This window comes from Orbaceae bacterium lpD02, from assembly GCA_036251875.1.
GTDB classification, from domain to species: domain Bacteria; phylum Pseudomonadota; class Gammaproteobacteria; order Enterobacterales; family Orbaceae; genus Orbus; species Orbus sturtevantii.
Map to the genome: position 1 here is coordinate 2449886 of CP133960.1, position 18961 is coordinate 2468846.

At 37.0% G+C, this 18961-nt stretch carries 14 protein-coding genes; 8 read left to right on the forward strand and 6 right to left on the reverse strand.

What is annotated here, in order from left to right; translation table 11 throughout:
- The first annotated feature begins 214 nt into the window (after positions 1 to 214).
- Together glmM and ispC are read left to right on the forward strand one after the other, a co-directional pair.
- Complete coding sequence (gene glmM / locus RHO12_10810; protein ID WVD65843.1) at positions 215 to 1549, forward strand: phosphoglucosamine mutase; 1335 nt, start codon at positions 215 to 217, stop codon at positions 1547 to 1549.
- Positions 1550 to 1669: 120 nt separating this feature from the next.
- Complete coding sequence (ispC, locus tag RHO12_10815; GenBank protein ID WVD65844.1) at positions 1670 to 2860, forward strand: 1-deoxy-D-xylulose-5-phosphate reductoisomerase; 1191 nt, start codon at positions 1670 to 1672, stop codon at positions 2858 to 2860.
- Between the two features lie 29 nt (positions 2861 to 2889).
- Here ispC and pflA read toward each other — a convergent pair whose 3' ends face one another.
- The 3 genes from pflA to focA form a co-directional block, all read right to left on the reverse strand.
- The gene (gene pflA / locus RHO12_10820; GenBank protein ID WVD65845.1) at positions 2890 to 3666 is read right to left on the reverse strand and encodes a pyruvate formate lyase 1-activating protein; all 777 of its coding nucleotides are present in this window, start codon (positions 3664 to 3666) and stop codon (positions 2890 to 2892) included.
- Between the two features lie 111 nt (positions 3667 to 3777).
- Positions 3778 to 6060 (reverse strand): formate C-acetyltransferase, encoded by a 2283-nt coding sequence (gene pflB, locus RHO12_10825; protein WVD65846.1) that lies wholly within the window; start codon positions 6058 to 6060, stop codon positions 3778 to 3780.
- A 63-nt stretch (positions 6061 to 6123) separates the two neighbouring features.
- Positions 6124 to 6987 (reverse strand): formate transporter FocA, encoded by an 864-nt coding sequence (gene focA / locus RHO12_10830; GenBank protein WVD65847.1) that lies wholly within the window; start codon positions 6985 to 6987, stop codon positions 6124 to 6126.
- Between the two features lie 289 nt (positions 6988 to 7276).
- Here focA and serS point away from each other — a divergent pair, with 289 nt between their 5' ends.
- Both serS and rarD read left to right on the forward strand, forming a co-directional pair.
- Positions 7277 to 8569, forward strand: coding sequence for a serine--tRNA ligase (gene serS / locus RHO12_10835; GenBank protein ID WVD65848.1), 1293 nt, complete (start codon positions 7277 to 7279; stop codon positions 8567 to 8569).
- Positions 8570 to 8649: 80 nt separating this feature from the next.
- Positions 8650 to 9546 carry an EamA family transporter RarD gene (rarD, locus tag RHO12_10840; GenBank protein WVD65849.1) on the forward strand — a complete coding sequence of 299 codons (897 nt, stop codon included), beginning with the start codon at positions 8650 to 8652 and terminating at the stop codon, positions 9544 to 9546.
- Positions 9547 to 9594: 48 nt separating this feature from the next.
- On the opposite strand, the gene RHO12_10845 is transcribed toward rarD, so the two are convergent.
- From RHO12_10845 to sugE, 3 genes are all read right to left on the reverse strand, one after another.
- Positions 9595 to 10665 carry a 3-deoxy-7-phosphoheptulonate synthase gene (locus RHO12_10845; GenBank protein WVD65850.1) on the reverse strand — a complete coding sequence of 357 codons (1071 nt, stop codon included), beginning with the start codon at positions 10663 to 10665 and terminating at the stop codon, positions 9595 to 9597.
- 226 nt (positions 10666 to 10891) lie between these two features.
- Entirely contained in the window at positions 10892 to 11245 is a 354-nt protein-coding gene (locus RHO12_10850; GenBank protein ID WVD65851.1) for a DMT family protein, read from the reverse strand.
- A 177-nt stretch (positions 11246 to 11422) separates the two neighbouring features.
- On the reverse strand, positions 11423 to 11737 hold the full coding sequence (gene sugE, locus RHO12_10855) for a quaternary ammonium compound efflux SMR transporter SugE (GenBank protein WVD65852.1): 315 nt from the start codon (positions 11735 to 11737) through the stop codon (positions 11423 to 11425).
- 242 nt (positions 11738 to 11979) lie between these two features.
- Between sugE and dcd the strand changes: the two genes are divergently transcribed.
- From dcd to RHO12_10875, 4 genes are all read left to right on the forward strand, one after another.
- Positions 11980 to 12561 (forward strand): dCTP deaminase, encoded by a 582-nt coding sequence (gene dcd / locus RHO12_10860; protein WVD65853.1) that lies wholly within the window; start codon positions 11980 to 11982, stop codon positions 12559 to 12561.
- A 17-nt stretch (positions 12562 to 12578) separates the two neighbouring features.
- The gene (gene asmA / locus RHO12_10865) at positions 12579 to 14492 is read left to right on the forward strand and encodes an outer membrane assembly protein AsmA (protein WVD65854.1); all 1914 of its coding nucleotides are present in this window, start codon (positions 12579 to 12581) and stop codon (positions 14490 to 14492) included.
- A 330-nt stretch (positions 14493 to 14822) separates the two neighbouring features.
- Entirely contained in the window at positions 14823 to 17519 is a 2697-nt protein-coding gene (gene gyrA, locus RHO12_10870; protein ID WVD65855.1) for a DNA topoisomerase (ATP-hydrolyzing) subunit A, read from the forward strand.
- Positions 17520 to 17619: 100 nt separating this feature from the next.
- Positions 17620 to 18945, forward strand: coding sequence for a cation:dicarboxylase symporter family transporter (locus RHO12_10875; protein WVD67404.1), 1326 nt, complete (start codon positions 17620 to 17622; stop codon positions 18943 to 18945).
- Positions 18946 to 18961: the final 16 nt, after the last annotated feature.

Sequence of the window (18961 nt, forward strand, 5' to 3'; positions counted from 1 at the left end):
GAATGCTAAGTAATTAAGTATTTATTCAAGTAAATTACGACCAACAGAATGGTTTTATTAATTAATTTGAATAAGCGTGATAAATAATATAGCTTAAGACAATGATATTTTTATCTTATTATAGTAATATTAATTTAGATTTTTTGCGCGAAACTAGTATGAAAATAGCGCTATTTAGTAGACATACTATTAAAAATAGTAGAAGGAAAGATTGATGTCTGAAAAAAAATATTTTGGTACCGATGGTATCCGTGGGCGAGTAGGCATTTATCCAATAACGCCTGATTTTGCTTTAAAGTTAGGCTGGGCGGTCGGGCGCGTGTTGGCTCAAAATGGTGTAGGTAAAGTTCTAATTGGTAAAGATACTCGTATTTCAGGCTATATGCTAGAGTCTGCTTTAGAAGCTGGATTTGCTTCTGCTGGAATTGCAACTGCTTTTACTGGACCAATGCCAACACCTGCAATAGCTTATTTAACCCGAACATTTAGGGCTGATGCTGGCGTTGTGATTTCGGCATCACATAATCCATTTTATGATAATGGGATTAAGTTTTTTTCAACGGAAGGGAAAAAGCTACCAGATGAAATCGAATTATTAATTGAGCAAGAACTAGAAAAGCCACTTAATTGTGTTGAGTCGGAGAAGCTAGGTCGCGCGAGTCGTATTACTGATGCTGCTGGGCGTTATATCGAATTTTGTAAAGGGACATTTGATCATGAACTTAGCCTATCGGGCTTAAAAGTTGTTGTTGATTGCGCAAACGGTGCTACTTACCATATAGCACCTAATGTGCTTAAGGAACTTGGCGCTAAGGTTATCAAAATAGGCTGTGAACCTGATGGTATGAATATCAATAAAAATTGTGGTGCAACCGATGTGAGTGCATTAATTCAAAAAGTTATTGATGAAAAAGCCGATGTCGGCTTTGCCCTCGATGGCGATGGTGATCGTATTATTATGGTTGATCACTTTGGTAATATATTAGATGGCGATCAGATTATTTTCATAATTGCTCGTGAAGCACTACGCAAAGGATTATTACAAGGTGGTGTTGTTGGTACTTTAATGAGCAACATGGGGCTAGAAATAGGCTTAAAAGAGTTAGGTATTCCTTTTGTTCGGGCAAAAGTTGGCGATAGATATGTACTTGAAAAATTACAAGAAAAAGAATGGAAGTTTGGCGCGGAAAACTCTGGTCACGTACTATTACTCGATAAAACAACTACCGGAGACGGTATTGTGGCAGGTTTACAAGTATTATCGGCAATGATCCGTAATAAGATGACGTTAGCAGATTTAAGTAGTGGCATTAAGCTACTGCCTCAAGTTTTAGTTAATGTGAATTTTGCCGGTAAAAATGATCCACTAAACCACCCAGAAGTAATTAATACAATTAAAGAAGTAGAGGCGTTATTAAACTATAAAGGCCGCGTACTTATTCGTAAATCAGGTACAGAACCCCTTATTCGTGTAATGGTAGAGGGGCAAGATGGCGAACTTGTCACTAAATATGCTCAGCGTATAGCTGATGTAGTGAAAAATAGTTAATGATATCAAAACTGCATAACACTGCGGTTTTTTTTATAGATAAGAATTAATATTTGAGCTATTTGCTTATTCTAAAGCTTTGCGCTATTGTAGCGGTATATTAATTTTCACTGACGTTTTATGATGTTAAAAAATATCGCTATTCTTGGTTCAACGGGTTCTATCGGCTGTAGCACTTTATCTGTTATTCGACGAAATCCCTCTTTGTTTAAGGCGTATGTACTGGTCGGAGGGAAAAACGTTGCAAAAATGGTAGAGCAATGCGTAGAATTTTTGCCTAAGTATGTTGCAATGGCTGATAATTATTCCGCATCAATGCTTCGGCAAGCCCTTAAAGATTTAAATCTGACAATTGAGGTATTATCTGGTGAGCAAGCTATTTGTGATTTAGTGCAATTAGCTGAAGTTGAGCAAGTAATGGCGGCGATTGTTGGTTCAGCAGGATTGCGATCCACTTTAGCTGCAATAAAAAAAGGTAAACGAATTTTACTCGCTAATAAAGAGTCACTTGTCACATGTGGTCATCTATTTATGCAGGCAGTAAAAGATTATCATGCCGAACTATTACCTGTTGATAGTGAACATAATGCTATTTTCCAAAGTTTACCCACTGGGATTCAACATAATTTAGGCTTCTCATCATTATCTGAGTATGGTGTTAATAAAATTATGCTAACTGGATCAGGCGGACCATTTCGTGATATAGACATGGCTGTATTGCAAAATGTCACACCAGAGCAAGCGATTGCCCACCCTAATTGGTCAATGGGTAAAAAAATTTCTGTTGATTCAGCAACGATGATGAATAAAGGGCTCGAGTATATTGAAGCTCGGTGGTTATTTAATGCCAGCCAAGAACAGATGGATATTATTATTCATCCTCAGTCAATTATTCACTCTATGGTGAGTTACCTTGATGGTAGTGTTATTGCCCAGTTAGGCAATCCCAATATGTGTACGCCAATTGCTTATTCGATGTCTTATCCTGATAGAATCTGTTCTGGTGTTGCCCCTCTCGATTTTATGCAATTATCCTCACTTACGTTTAAGCAACCTGATTTTTCTCGTTACCCTTGTCTGAAATTAGCAATAGAGGCTTTTACAACTGGCCAAGCGGCAACAACCGTATTAAATGCAGCCAATGAAATCGTGGTTGAAGCATTTTTAAATCGAAGGATTGGTTTTATGGATATAGCCCCAACAATTGAGAAGGTGTTAAATCAGTTAACCTTAGGCGAACCGAACTCAATCGATGAGGTGTTCAATATTGACAATTGGGCGAGGGACGCCGCTAAAAAAATAGTTAAATAGCTAGAATAAGCACCTAAATTTGAGCAATATTATTTACTAAACGTGACATCATGCCCATAACTTTGGATAATTTTTTGGATACGATCCATCGTTTCACGTGGTGGCGGTTCAATACCTTCTAACATATATTTATCGCCCAGAGTCGCCCATTTAAATGCGCCCATTTTGTGATAAGGTAACATTTCAACTTTTTCAATATTTGTCATGTCTTGAATAAATTGACCTAATTTATGGGCAGAGTCATCATCATCTGACCAGCCAGGAACAACAACGTAGCGGATCCAAGTCCGTTTATTGATTTTTTGTAAGTACTGGGCAAATTCCAAAACACGTTTATTTGATACGCCAACTAATTTTTGATGAACATCATCATTCATCTGTTTTATATCAAGCATAACTAAATCAGTTTCATCCATTAGTGCTTCAACGGTATGGTCAATATTTCTGACATAACCATTGGTATCTAAACATGTTGCAATTCCTTCTTTATGGCAAGCGGCAAACCATTCTTTGACAAATTCAGCTTGTAACATTGCTTCACCACCAGATGCAGTTACCCCCCCACCGTTGGGAATAATAAAATGTTTATAAGTAACAATTTCTTTCATTAACGCTTCAACAGTTACTTCTCTGCCTGCTTTAAGATCCCAAGTATCACGATTATGGCAATATAAGCAGCGCATTAAGCAGCCTTGGAAAAAGACAATAAAACGAATGCCAGGCCCATCAACGGTACCGAAAGATTCGAAAGAGTGAATTCGACCTTTAATTGGTTCTTGAGTTGTCATGATAATATTTTGATTCATTACACTTCTCTAATTATCGCAGCACATTACTTTTTATTATTGTAGCTATTTTGGTTATTAAAAATAAAGGCCCCTAATGGAGCCTTTACCTATTATTTTAATTACTTAACATCACATATTTGTAGTAAATGTACGAGTAATAACGTCTTTTTGTTGCTCTTTAGTTAACGAGTTAAAACGCACTGCATAACCTGAAACACGGATAGTTAGTTGCGGATATTTTTCCGGATTTTCCATCGCATCAAGTAATGTTTCACGATTTAATACGTTAACATTTAAGTGTTGGCCACCTTCAACAGTTGCTTCATGATGGAAGTAACCATCCATTAAGCCTGCTAAGTTACGTTTACGTACATCATCATCTTTACCTAATGCGTTCGGTACGATAGAGAAAGTATAAGAAATACCATCTTTGGCATATGCAAATGGTAGTTTTGCAACTGATGTTAATGATGCCACGGCGCCTTTTTGGTCGCGGCCATGCATAGGGTTAGCGCCTGGTCCAAACGGCGCTCCTGCACGACGACCATCAGGAGTATTACCTGTTTTCTTACCATATACAACGTTAGATGTAATGGTTAGTACTGATTGTGTAGGGATTGCATTGCGGTAAGTTTTTAGTTTCTGAATTTTTTTCATAAAACGTTCAACTAAATCGACAGCAATATCATCGACAAGTGGGTCATTGTTACCGAATTGTGGGTACTCGCCTTCAATCGCGAAGTCAACAGCGAGACCATCTTCATCACGAATGGTTTTTACTTTTGCATACTTAATTGCAGAAAGCGAATCCGCTGCAACGGAAAGACCGGCTATACCGCATGCCATGGTACGAACAACATCACGATCATGTAATGCCATCAATGAGGCTTCATAACTATATTTGTCATGGCTCCAGTGAATAGCATTTAAAGCGGTAACATATTGTTTTGCTAACCAGTCCATAAAATGATCTAAACGGTCAAATACTACATCAAAATCCAGATATTCATCAGTGATTGGTGCTGACTTAGGACCGACTTGAATTTTTAATTTTTCATCCACCCCACCATTGATTGCGTAAAGTAGTGTTTTAGCAAGGTTTGCTCGCGCACCAAAGAATTGCATTTGTTTACCGACAATCATAGGGCTAACACAACAGGCGATTGCATAGTCATCATTATTGAAGTCAGGTCGCATCAAGTCATCATTTTCATACTGTAATGATGAGGTATCGATAGATACTTTAGCTGAGTAGTTCTTAAATCCTTGTGGTAACTTTTCTGACCAAAGAATAGTCATGTTTGGCTCGGGTGAAGGTCCCATAGTATAAAGCGTATTTAAGAAACGGAAAGATGTTTTAGTTACTAACGTACGACCGTCAATCCCCATACCTGCAAGTGATTCTGTTGCCCAAATTGGGTCACCAGAGAACAATTCATCATATTCAGGAGTACGTAAGAATCGAACCATACGCAATTTCATGACGAAGTGATCAATAATTTCCTGAGCTTGTTGTTCGGTAATTAAACCTGCAGCAAGATCACGCGCAAAGTAGATATCAAAAAATGTAGAAGTACGACCTAATGACATCGCGGCACCATTTTGCGATTTAACCGCCGCAAGGTAACCAAAATATGTCCACTGTACCGCTTCTTGTGCAGTCTTAGCCGGACCAGAGATATCGTAGCCATATTTAGCTGCCATCTCTTTAATTTGGCCTAATGCACGATGCTGTTCAGCAATTTCTTCACGGCGTTGCATTGTCATTTGTAAATCAACACCGTTTTCAAAATCAGCTTGTAGTGAGTTGAATTGTGCAAATTTATCTTTCATCAAGAAGTCAATACCATAAAGTGCAACACGACGGTAGTCACCAATAATACGACCGCGACCATAAGCATCAGGAAGACCAGTGATTACGCCCGATTTACGGCACCGAAGAATATCTGGTGTATAGATATCAAAAACACCTTGGTTATGGGTTTTACGGTACTCAGTAAAGATTTTTTTGACTTCCGGATCAAGCTCGCGATTATATGCTTTGCATGATCCTTCGATCATTTTAATGCCTCCAAACGGAATCATTGCTCTTTTTAGCGGTTTTTCTGTTTGAAGGCCGACGATTTTTTCTAAATCTTTTTCAATATAGCCTGCATCATGAGCGGTAATTGTTGAAATAACGCTGGTATCAAAATCAACAGGGGCATGGGTCGCATTTTCAATTTTAATGCCATCCATGACTTTATCCCATAACTTCGTTGTTGCGTCTGTTGCACCAGCTAAGAACGTTTCGTCACCCTCATAAGGTGTATAGTTTTTTTGAATAAACTCTCGGACATCGACATTTTTTTGCCACTCGCCATCTTTAAAGCCTTTCCAAGCAGCAGCTTGTACTTCGTTTAAATTACTCATAGTATGTTACCTCAAATTAAAAAAACTTTACCTACCCTAAATGTAAGGGCAAATAATATAAAATCAATGTTGTCTACGTAAATAAAGTCCCCAATAGGAGAGAGCAACAGCAAGCCCACCTAGAATATTGCCTATTGTAACAGGAATTAAGTTATTAATTAAGAAGTGATTAATTGTTAAGTCGTCAAATGTATCTGGCGATACCGCTATCATAGTCCAAAAATCAGGTGTTGCAAAATGATGGATCACAATTCCCATCGGGATCATAAACATGTTTGCAATGCTATGTTCAAAACCGTTACCAACAAACATTGCAATAGGAAAAACCATTACTAACATTTTGTCTAAAAGTGATCGCCCTGCATAGCTTAGCCAAACCGCGAGGCAAACCATTAAATTAGCTAAAAATCCTAAGCAGACAGCTTCAACAAATGTATGGTGCACTTTATGCTCAGCTGTTTGTAAAATATTTAGTCCCCATTGTCCATTCATCGTCATGTGTTGAGCTGAAAACCAAATCACTGCAACAAAAAAGAGGGCGCCAATAAAATTACCAATGTAGACCAGTACCCAATTACGAGTCATTTGATAGCAAGTAATTTTATGCGTCATTTTCGGTAAAATAGTTAATATCGTTGAAGTAAAAAGGTCAGCACCACAAGCAACAACTAGCATTAATCCTAATGAGAATGCTGCTCCTCCAACATATTTTAATACGCCAGATGCAGCTTCACCAGACATACTGGTGGTGATAATTATGTATGAAACAAACCCTATAGAGATAAATACACCCGCAGTAATAGCGGAAAATAGAGTAGTGAGTGACTTTTTACTTATTTTGTAATGTGCAACGTTTTCTGCTATTGATGTCATTTCCGCAGGGGATAAGGAAGATACAATATTATTATTAGTATTATTGGCACTCAAAACTAATAGCCTCAAAAAAACAATGGTTTTATGAGGCGCATAGTATACGCCAAATTAGAACTATATCACTATTTTTTTCTGATAAAGAATCAACAAAATAATAACATATTATTTTATCTCTATTTTTACTCATTCTATAATTAGCAGTAACCATTAAGCTATCTCTATTTATCGCATTAGCTATTTTAGTTTCAAGCTATTTATTCAAAACTGTACTGCATGCTAAAATGGCGTATAATAGTCAGATATTTTTTTACATTTATTCATAATAAAAAATAGGTCATTAATTATGTTAGATCCTAATTTACTACGTAATGAGTTAGATCTAGTGGCACAAAAATTAGCACGTCGGGGATATAAGTTAGACGTAGATGCTATTCGTGAGCTAGAAGACAAACGTAAAATTTTGCAAGTTAAAACTGAAAATTTACAGGCAGAAAGAAACGCTCGCTCGAAATCGATCGGTGAGGCGAAAGCTCGTGGTGAAGATATTTCATCGGTTCGCGAGGAAGTTAATCAATTAGGTGATAATTTAGATGCAACTAAAAAAGAGTTAGATGAATTATTGACCAAAATTAGGGATATACATTCAACGATTCCCAATATTCCTGATGATAGTGTGCCTGACGGTAAAGATGAGACAGGAAATGTTGAAGTATCGCGTTTTGGTACTCCAAAACAGTTTGATTTTACTGTGCAAGATCATGTCGCTTTGGGTGAAAGGATCGGAGGGCTTGATTTTGCCGCTGCAGTAAAATTAACCGGTGCACGATTTGTTGTTATGAAAGGACAGATTGCCCGATTGCATCGAGCTTTAGCACAATTCATGCTTGATTTACACACTGAACAGCATGGCTACAGTGAAATGTATGTTCCTTACTTAGTTAATCAAGCAACTTTGTATGGCACAGGACAGTTACCTAAATTTGGCAAAGACCTCTTTCATACGAAGCCATTAGAAGAAGAGGCTGACACGAGCAATTACGGTTTAATTCCAACGGCCGAAGTACCGGTTACTAATCTTGTTCGTGATGAGATTCTTGATGAAGATGTTTTACCGCTAAAAATGACAGCACATACTCCATGCTTTCGCTCTGAAGCAGGCTCTTATGGCAGAGATACGCGTGGTTTAATTCGCATGCATCAATTTGATAAAGTAGAGTTAGTGCAAATTGTTAAACCTGAAGAATCAATGCAAGCATTAGAAGAATTAACATCTCATGCGGAAAAAGTTTTGCAATTATTAGATTTACCTTACCGTAAGATCGTTCTTTGTACTGGCGATATGGGTTTTGGTTCACGTAAAACCTATGATTTAGAAGTATGGGTTCCTGCGCAAAATACCTATCGAGAGATTTCATCTTGCTCAAATATGTGGGATTTCCAAGCCAGACGTATGCAGGCGCGTTACCGTAGTAAAACTGATAATAAAACACATTTAGTCCACACCTTAAATGGTTCAGGCCTTGCGGTTGGACGTACTTTAGTCGCAATTATGGAAAACTACCAGCAGGCTGATGGCAAAATCAAAATACCTACTGTTCTAATTCCTTATATGGGTGGCATAGAATATATCGGTTAGACATATTAACTATCAGCGATAGCGTTAATTAGCTAATTAACGCTATTTTTTTGTGTAAAGTTTACTATTTGGAATGAGAAATGTATAAAGGCATATTATTGTCATTAGCAGCATCTTGCCTTTTTGGAGTGGTTTATTATTATCCAGTTCTTCTAAAGCCTCTCTCGGTGGTTGATATTTTTTGTTGGCGTTTGTTAATGTCGTTCCCTGCAATTGTATTATTAGTTTTTGCTGAGCGAAGATGGCAAGCTGTTGTCGAGCTATTTCGTCGTGTTCAAGCTCAGCCCTTGTTCCTTCTAGCACTAATTTTTTCAGCCTCCTTGGTTGCTGTCCAAATGTTGATTTTTGTGTGGGCCCCCTTAAGTGGCAACGCTTTATCAACGTCATTGGGATATTTTATGTTACCGCTAACTATGGTGGTTGCAGGGCGGGTTTTTTATAAAGAGCATTTTAGTCTTTTTCAAAAAATAGCAGTGATTCTAGCTCTTTTCGGTGTTATCTCGGAAGTTTATATTACGGGGGCTTTTTCGTGGGAAACAGTAATCATTTGTGTCGGTTATCCAGTCTACTTTATGTTTCGTCGTGGCATGAATATTGATGGTATTGCAGGGACGTTTTCTGACTTTTTTTTCATCGCATTAGGTTGCTTGGTTTATTTTATTGTTCAGTATGATATGCAAAAAATCATAGAAGATGTTGTTCATTTTCATATTTATATTCCTTTGCTTGGCATTATTACGGCTATTGCATTTGCAGCTTATTTTTCAGCCAGCCATCTATTGCCTCTCGGATTATTTGGTTTACTTGGCTATGTTGAGCCTATTTTACTTGCGGTTGTTTCAATCGTATTCTTAAACGAAACGATTTCATCTGAGCATCTTATTTCATATGGGTTAATCTGGGGAGCCGTGTGCATACTAATACTCGAAGGAGTCATTTATACATTACGTAATTTTAAATATAAACGGATAAGCTAGAAATCCCAATTGCTATGCGGATTTCTAGCTTGAACGATGAGGTAAATGCTACTTTTGACGAGCTATAAGAGCTGCACCTAGTTCATTATCCATTTTGCGTAATAATTGTTCCGTTGTATCCCAGCTAATACAAGCATCAGTTACTGATACACCATATATTATATTTTCTTGTGATTGTTCTGACGATTGATTACCCTCACAAAGATTACTTTCGATCATTATACCTATAATTGAGTTATTACCATTTTTGATTTGATCTATAATTGAGTCGGCAACTATAGATTGGCGACGATAATCTTTATTTGAATTGCCATGACTGCAGTCAATCATTAAGTTAGCAATTAAACCCGATTGATTCATTTGAGCCTCGCATTTGTTTACGTTCTCGGCATCAAAATTTGGTGTTTTACCGCCACGTAAAATAACATGTCCATGCGGATTTCCATCAGTTTGTAGTACACTCACTTGACCTTGTTGGTTCATTCCTACAAAGCGGTGCGGCATTGACGCTGATTTCATGGCATTAATTGCAACGTCCAAATTACCATCAGTACCATTTTTAAAGCCAACAGGCATAGACAGCCCCGATGCCATTTCTCTATGTGTTTGTGATTCAGTTGTTCTAGCGCCAATTGCAGACCAACTGATCAAATCACCAATGTATTGTGGCGTATTTGGGTCAAGTGCTTCTGTCGCAATGGGTAATCCTATTTGAGTGATGTCTAAGAGTAATTTTCTGGCTTTTTTTAACCCGTGCTCTATGTCAAATGAGCTATCCATATGAGGATCATTGATCAATCCTTTCCAGCCAACGGTTGTTCTTGGTTTTTCAAAATAAACACGCATAACAATAAAGAGGTGTTCACTTAATTCATTAGATAGTTTTTTAAGCTTATGTGCATATTCGATCGCAGACTTAGGGTCATGGACTGAACATGGACCACAAACAACAAGTAAGCGCGGATCTTTACGTTCTAATATATCAACTATCTTTTGCCTAGATTCAGCAATCTGGTTTTCTAAACCACTTTCTAATGGATACAGCTTCTTTATTTCATCGGGTGTAATTAGCCTTTGCTCGCTTTTAATACGAATATTATTTAATTTATCTTTTAGCATGATATTAACCTTTAACTATTACCGCTGTTTCAATGTTTACATAGATAGTAAATAAATATTTACAATTTTAAGTTATCTATGTAAACATAAAATTCAATATTAGTAAATGAATTTTGTATTAATATTACTAATTAACATTTAAATGTAATAAATTATTTACACTATTTTCACCGATGTTATCTGCCTAAATATATAATAGCGGGGATGGATATTTAAATAATCAGAATTATCCAGTGATTTTATCGCGAAACATAAAAAATACGGCCCCAAGTAAGCATAAACCTGCCCATACATAATCAAACCTAAACGGCTCTTTGAGCACAAATAGCGAGAAGGGGATGAAGACACTTAGACTGAGCACTTCTTGAATAATTTTTAGTTGCCCTGCGGATGCAACTTCGTAACCAATCCGGTTAGCTGGTACTTGCAGTAAATATTCAAATAAAGCAATGCCCCAGCTGACTAATGCTGCAATAATCCACGCTTTATGGTGAAAGTATTTGAGATGTCCATACCAAGCAAATGTCATAAAAAGATTACTAAGCGTTAGCATACCGATAGTAATAAAAATAGGATTCATAATACGAGTGCCAAAATAGTGAAAAGTAGACTAATTGATCGCAAATATACATTAACATTAACGGCAGACAATAATTTGAAGATTTTTATTCAGGTAGCATTAAACCCAATAAAAAAGCCCCAGCAAGTTAGGGGCAGTTATTGAAATAAATAATATCTCAACTTTGGTTAATGTTATTTAATGTGTAAGTTTTAAACCGATGACGCCAACGAGTATCATGAATAAGCACAATAATCGTAAAAAACTCAAAGATTCATTAAAGATTAATATTCCAATAATGGTTGAGCCAACAATACCTACACTCGTCCAAATAGCATAAGACGTGCCCATTGGTAGTGTTTTCATTGCGTAAGAAAGTAAGAAAAAGCTACACATCATCGTTACCACTGTTATGATGCTTGGTGTTATACGAGTAAAACCATGACTATATTTTAGACCAATAACCCAGATGATTTCAAAAAAACCAGCAATAAGAAGATAAACCCAAGCCATATTTCATTCCTTTATTAAAAATTAGGGTCGTCCCTACCATTAATAAATCTTATTAGGTCGTCCTAATAAGCAATAGAATTCATACTGTTATAAAACTGAAGTTTATTGTGAGGAGGTTAATTATATAGCGACTATTTATTTAAATCTATATACTGATGCTAAAAATAGAATATATTTATCAAACAACGAATTACCTGTTAAAATGATGGGTAATAAATTAATTATTGCTTGGAGTTAAGCAAATGAGGTTATGTGATCGAGATATAGAGGCTTATTTAGCAGATGGAAAGCTAAAAATAATCCCCCAACCAGCCGTTAGTTGCATTAACGGTGCCACTGTTGATGTAAGGCTAGGTAATCAGTTTAGAACATTTCGCGAACATACTACTGCTTATATTGATTTAAGTGGTCCCAAAGACGAAGTATCAGCATCCTTGGAAAGGGTAATGAGCGATGAAATTGTTCTTGCAAAGGACGAGGCATTTTATCTTCATCCAGGAGAGTTAGCATTAGCGGTAACCTTAGAGTCGGTTACCATTCCTGACAACTTAGTCGGTTGGCTTGATGGGCGATCATCTCTTGCAAGGTTAGGTTTAATGGTTCATGTTACTGCGCACCGTATTGATCCTGGTTGGAACGGTCAAATAGTATTAGAGTTCTACAATTCAGGTAAACTTCCCTTAGCACTACGGCCAGGTATGACTATAGGTGCACTTAGTTTTGAAACATTAAGTGGGCCAGCGGCAAGACCTTATAATCGGCGTCAAGATGCCAAATATAAAGGTCAGCAAGGTGTAGTTGCAAGTCGAATAGACAAAGATTAATAGAAGGAATTAAGTTGATGATTAAGAAAATATTACTCACGCTATTTATTTTGATCGTTATTGTTGTTGCTGGAATCATTACTTTAGTTGTATTTGTTGATCCTAATAATTTTAAGGGATTTATCTCAAATACGGTTAAAGAGAAAACAGGTTATGAGTTAACGATTGAAGGTGATTTGCGTTGGCATATTTGGCCACAAATTAGTATTCTGACTGACTCGGTTAGACTCGTTGACTCTGGGGCTAGCAAGCCTATTTTAACAGCAGATAACATGCGCCTTGATGTGGAACTATTTCCTTTGTTTTCAAAAGAATTAGTGGTTAAAAATGTATTAGTTAAAGCCGCTATCATTAATATTACCGACGATAGTAAAGGTAATATAGCAAGCGGTAATAAACCAATAACAACTGTCAATACCACACCAGTTGTGACATCAGATAAAGAGACTGCTGCTTCAACATGGTCTTTCTCATTAAATAAGCTTGATATCGCCGATAGTACTGTTATTTATCAACAAGATAAAAATATTATTAATTTCAGAGACATTAATATCTCAGTTACACAAAAAGACAATAAAAATGTTGCGGTAAATTTAAGTGGTAGTGTTAACCGTGATCAGCAAGACTTTATTTATGCCTTAAATGCCGATGTTGATTTAGCTAATTTCCCTAAAACAGCCCAAGTTGATTTGAAAAAATTAACTTATGATTATAAAGGTGTTGGCGTGCCTTTGGGGGAATTGAAGGGAGAAGTTAAAGCTACATTCAATTATCAGCAGTCGCCATTAACTTTAAATAGTAAGGATTTCTCCTTAACGCTAAATGACAACAAAATAACAGGTCAATTGAAAGCTGATTTAAATAAAAAACCTTATTTTGAGGCACTATTTACCGCTGATAAATTTGATTTAACCCCATTTCTGGCCTCCAGCGCTGATCAAAAAAATAATGATATAAACCAATCATCACAAACGGTCCCTGTTGTTGTTAGCAAAAATACCAAAGGTAATGAACTCGAATTTTTACAAGCATTCGATGCTAAGTTTAATTTTACCGTTAATGAGCTAATTGCCAATAAATTGATTATTAATAACTTTATTGTTGATGCGGTAAATAAAGAGGGAATAGCGACACTCAGTAAAATTAGTTTAGACGCAGCTAATGGTCATATTCAGGCTGAGGGAATTGCTAATGGTAAACAACCGACCATGGCAATTAAGCTATCGACAAAAGTATCGGATATTGATTTAGGAGTATTGTTAGAACAACTAGCATTAACCAATAATTTTAAAGGTCAGTTTAATGCTGATGGCCAAATTGCAACAGATACCATTAATTCAGATAAAATTATAAATGCACTAACAGGCAATCTAGCTGTGAAAATTAATAATGCTCGATTTGATAATTTGAACATTCAACATATCATTCAAAATGCTATTGCGCAATATTCTAAAGAGTCTATTACTGAAAGTGAGTATCAAAAATATACCGAATTACAAGAAATTAGCGCTAATGCACAGCTTGGAGGTGGTAATGCTAATTTGTCATCGATTAAAGCACTCTCAGCAACATTAGATGTTACTGGCGATGGTTTAATTCGATTGAGCCAGCGCGACCTAGATATTAATTTGCAAGTTAAAATTTTAGGTGGTTGGAATGGTGATAGCAAAACAATTCAGAAATTGCAAAAGATCGCGATTCCATTGCAGTTTTATGGCTCATTTGATGAGTTACATTATAAAGTTTTAGCTGAAAAACTTATCAAAGATGTTTTAAATAATAAATTAAATAATGAGCTTGATAGACTGAAAGAGCGATTAAGTGGTAACAATAAAGATAACACAAAGAATCAGACTGAATCACCCGATGAATCAAATGACAACACAAAAGCTAAAGATATTATAGGTGGCTTACTTAATAAAATTAAATAAGCTAATTTTATAGTTAGTTATTCTATCCAACTAAAACGTCACCTTGGTGGCGTTTTTTTATTGCATTGTCTATTCTAAAATAGGCTCTTAACGAAATTAAAGCTCTATTTATCAACAAAATAGTTAGCTTACTAAAAAGATAAAAAGTAAAGTTTTAAAACGCCAGCGAGTGAGTGAACTATTGTATATATAAATTGAAGCAACAAATGATGTATTAACATATTGTGTATAACGTCAATTTATTTCAATTTTACACTGACTAAGCACGTAATTTTATGATATAATTCTGCATCTTTTTGTTTATATTTTATCTAGTGAGAAAGTGGTTTTATGACCGATTTATCTAAAGTTGAACTGGCTAAAGAAATTACGCCTGTCGATATCGAAGAAGAGCTAAAAACATCTTATCTTGATTATGCTATGTCGGTTATTGTTGGGCGAGCATTACCCGATGTACGAGATGGACTTAAGCCTGTTCATCGTCGCGTACTTTTTGCGATGAATGTCTTAAATAATGATTGGAATAAAGCTTATAAAAAATCAGCGCGTGTTGTCGGGGACGTAATTGGTAAATATCATCCGCATGGTGATACAGCTGTATATGATACGATCGTTCGTATGGCACAGCCTTTTTCTCTTCGATATATGTTGGTTGACGGTCAAGGTAACTTTGGTTCTGTCGATGGCGATTCTGCGGCGGCGATGCGTTATACCGAAATTCGTATGTCAAAAATCGCTCATGAATTGTTGGCCGACTTAGAGAAAGAGACGGTCGATTTTGTTCCTAACTACGATGGTACTGAGCAAATCCCTGATGTGTTACCAACCAAGATCCCCGCTTTGTTAGTTAATGGTTCATCGGGTATCGCTGTCGGTATGGCGACCAATATTCCGCCACATAATTTAGGTGAAGTCATCAATGGCTGCCTAGCATTTATTGAAGATGACACTATTACCGTTGATGGCTTAATGGCGCATATCCCCGGACCTGACTTCCCGACAGCAGCCATTATTAATGGTAGAAAAGGCATCGAAGATGCCTATAGAACAGGAAGAGGTAAAATTTATATCCGTTCTAAGGCTGAAGTTCAGGCTGATGAGAAAACAGGACGTGAAACGATTATCGTTCATGAATTACCTTATCAAGTTAACAAGGCTAGATTAATTGAAAAAATTGCAGAGCTAGTTAAAGATAAAAAGGTTGAAGGAATTTCCGCGTTACGTGATGAATCAGATAAAGATGGTATGCGTATCGTTATCGAAATTAAGCGCGATGCTGTTGGTGAGGTGGTTTTAAATAACCTTTACTCATTAACTCAATTACAAGTTACGTTCGGCATGAATATGGTTGCGTTGCACAAAGGGCAACCAAAATTACTAACTTTACGCGATATGATTGAGGCATTCGTTCTACACCGCCGTGAAGTTGTGACACGTAGAACGATTTTTGAATTACGCAAAGCCCGTGAGCGTGCGCATGTCTTAGAAGGTCTTGCTATTGCCTTAGCGAATATTGATCCCGTTATCGAGCTGATTCGTAGCGCGGCAACGCCTGCAGAAGCAAAAGAAAAGCTTCTCGCTCGAGCTTGGCAATTAGGTCACGTAGCGTCAATGCTTGAAAAAGCAGGTAATGATGCAGCAAGGCCAGAAGATTTAGCGCCTGAGTTTGGTATCCGCGACGGTCATTACTATTTGTCAGAAGCCCAAGCTCAAGCTATTTTAGAGCTTCGTTTGCATCGCTTAACGGGTCTTGAGCATGAAAAAATTCTAGATGAATATAAAGAGTTATTAGTTCAAATCGCTGAATTATTAAATATTTTATCAAACCCTGAGCGTTTGATGGCAGTTATTCGTGAAGAGCTAGAGAGCATTAAAGCGCAGTTTGAAGATGCAAGGCGTACTGAAATCACAGCAAGTACTGCGGATATTAATATTGAAGATTTAATTGCTCAAGAAGATGTTGTCGTAACGTTATCTCATCAGGGTTATGTCAAATACCAACCTTTATCTGATTATGAAGCGCAGCGTCGTGGTGGTAAAGGTAAATCAGCGACAAGAATTAAAGAAGAAGATTTTGTTGAGAAGTTATTAGTCGCTAATACCCATGATACTATTTTATGCTTCTCAAGTCGTGGTCGCTTATACTGGATGAAAGTCTATCAGTTACCAGAAGCAAGCCGTGGCGCCAGAGGTCGGCCAATTATTAATCTTCTTCCATTGGAAACAAACGAACGTATTACTGCAATCTTGCCAGTAAAAGAGTTTGATGATGAACATGGTGTCTTTATGGCAACTGCACAGGGTACAGTGAAGAAAACATCATTAATCGAATTTAGTCGTCCTCGTAGTGGGGGAATTATCGCAATCAATTTACGTGATGACGATGAACTTATTGGGGTTGACTTGACTAGCAATGATCCGTCTTTAGTACTTGATGATGAAGAACTAAATGATGATATAATTATTGAAGAGATAGAATCAGAAGATGATGAATCGACGGAAATATCTAGTACTGAGGATATCATGTTGTTCTCCGCTAATGGTAAAGTTGTTCGGTTCCCTGCTAATAAAGTACGAACAATGGGACGGACTGCAGCCGGTGTTCGAGGCATAAAATTGGATAAAGATGATAAGGTCGTCTCATTGATTGTTCCTCGTGGCGATGGTGCAATTTTAACTGCAACACAGAACGGCTATGGCAAACGAACAGAGCAGTCTTCTTACCCAACTAAGTCCCGTGCAACGAAAGGCGTTATTTCCATCAAAGTAAGCGAAAGAAATGGCTTAGTCGTAGGTGCGGTGCAAGTTGCCGATAGTGATCAAATCATGCTTATAACTGATGCCGGGACTTTAGTCCGAACTCGAGTTGCCGAAGTCAGTATTGTGGGTCGTAATACACAAGGTGTTACGCTAATTAGGACAGCAGAAAATGAAAAAGTTGTCGGTTTGCAGAGAGTTGCTGAGACTGACGATGAAAATATGGTGGATGATGAATTGGCCATCTCACCAGTACCTTTGCAAGAATAATATCGGTTTTATACATAAAGGATTAGTGTGCGACTAATCCTTTTTTTCTAAAAATATTTGCACAGCTTTAATAATTATAGGGATAAGCATGTCATCAATCATACGAAAATTTTGCCGGAGCTTAGCTTGGCAAATACTTTTTGCTTTGGTGTTAGGGATTGCCTTTGGCGCTATTTTGAATATCGTTTCACATGAGTCTCATTCGTTATACTCATACTATCAATTTACTATCATAAATATCTTGCAACCGGCGGGTAATATTTTTATTAGCATGATAAAAATGATTGTATTGCCTATCATTTTGAGTACGTTAACTTTGGGTATTGCGGGGCTAGGGGGTTCAAAGCGGCTAGGGACTTTAGGTTTCAAGACGATACTTTATTTTGAAGTTATCACCACAATTGCTATTTTATTGGGTCTGCTTTTCGGTAATCTATTTAGCCCTGGGCTTGGTGTTAATTCGGCGCAATTAGGCCACGCTGATGTATCAAAATATATCGCTCAGAGCTCAGCGCTAAGTGATAAACCTCATGGCTTGATTGTTATGATCCTTGATATGATCCCGTCTAATATTTTTAAAGCGATGAGTAATGGCGAAATACTTCCTGTTATCTTCTTTTGCGTGTTTTTCGGTCTGGGGCTAATGCAGCTACCAGATAAACAACGCGAACCATTTGTTGCATTTTTGAAAGTTATTTCTGACACCATGTTTAAAGTAACCAATATTATTATGCGTTACGCGCCAATTGGTGTCTTCGCCTTAATGTCAGTAACGATTGCCAAGTATGGTTTTGCTTCATTAATGCCACTATTAAAATTAGTTTTAGTGGTTTATCTCGCAATGGCAGTATTTACTATCGGCGTATTAGGGTTAGTTTGTAAACTGTGTAAATTTAATATTTTTATGCTATTACGAATTTTAAAAGAAGAGTTAATTATTGCTTTTTCTACCGCGAGTTCTGAAACTGCGTTACCTAAAATTATTGAGAAAATGGAAGCATATGGCGCACCTAAGTCGGTGACAAGTTTTGTGATCCCAACGGGTTACTCTTTTAATTTAGATGGCTCAACCCTTTACCAGAGTATCACTGTGATTTTTTTAGCGCAATTATTCCAGATAGATCTTTCTCTTATGCAACAAATCATTATTGTTATTACGCTAATGATTGCATCAAAAGGAATAGCTGGAGTACCAGGTGCATCTATTTTAGTTTTATCTGCAACCCTTGGTAGTGTAGGTATTCCCTTAGAAGGAATTGGTTACATTATGGGTGTTGAACGTATTTTAGATATGGGACGGACAGTTGTTAATGTCGTAGGCAATGCTCTTGCTGCTATAGTCATTGCCCGCTGGGAGCATATATTTGATGATAAAAAAGCGCGTAGTTATGAGCAAGACTATATTCATGGACGCATAAAAGAGTAGCTTTTTATCTTTAGAA

Coding starts and splice junctions, on each gene's coding strand:
- dcd (WVD65853.1), top strand. CDS start 11,980: ATGAGGTTATGTGATCGAGATATAGAGGCTTATTTAGCAGATGGAAAG.
- RHO12_10850 (WVD65851.1), bottom strand. CDS start 11,245: ATGAATCCTATTTTTATTACTATCGGTATGCTAACGCTTAGTAATCTT.
- pflB (WVD65846.1), bottom strand. CDS start 6,060: ATGAGTAATTTAAACGAAGTACAAGCTGCTGCTTGGAAAGGCTTTAAA.
- glmM (WVD65843.1), top strand. CDS start 215: ATGTCTGAAAAAAAATATTTTGGTACCGATGGTATCCGTGGGCGAGTA.
- asmA (WVD65854.1), top strand. CDS start 12,579: ATGATTAAGAAAATATTACTCACGCTATTTATTTTGATCGTTATTGTT.
- gyrA (WVD65855.1), top strand. CDS start 14,823: ATGACCGATTTATCTAAAGTTGAACTGGCTAAAGAAATTACGCCTGTC.
- pflA (WVD65845.1), bottom strand. CDS start 3,666: ATGAATCAAAATATTATCATGACAACTCAAGAACCAATTAAAGGTCGA.
- sugE (WVD65852.1), bottom strand. CDS start 11,737: ATGGCTTGGGTTTATCTTCTTATTGCTGGTTTTTTTGAAATCATCTGG.
- RHO12_10845 (WVD65850.1), bottom strand. CDS start 10,665: ATGCTAAAAGATAAATTAAATAATATTCGTATTAAAAGCGAGCAAAGG.
- rarD (WVD65849.1), top strand. CDS start 8,650: ATGTATAAAGGCATATTATTGTCATTAGCAGCATCTTGCCTTTTTGGA.
- ispC (WVD65844.1), top strand. CDS start 1,670: ATGATGTTAAAAAATATCGCTATTCTTGGTTCAACGGGTTCTATCGGC.
- serS (WVD65848.1), top strand. CDS start 7,277: ATGTTAGATCCTAATTTACTACGTAATGAGTTAGATCTAGTGGCACAA.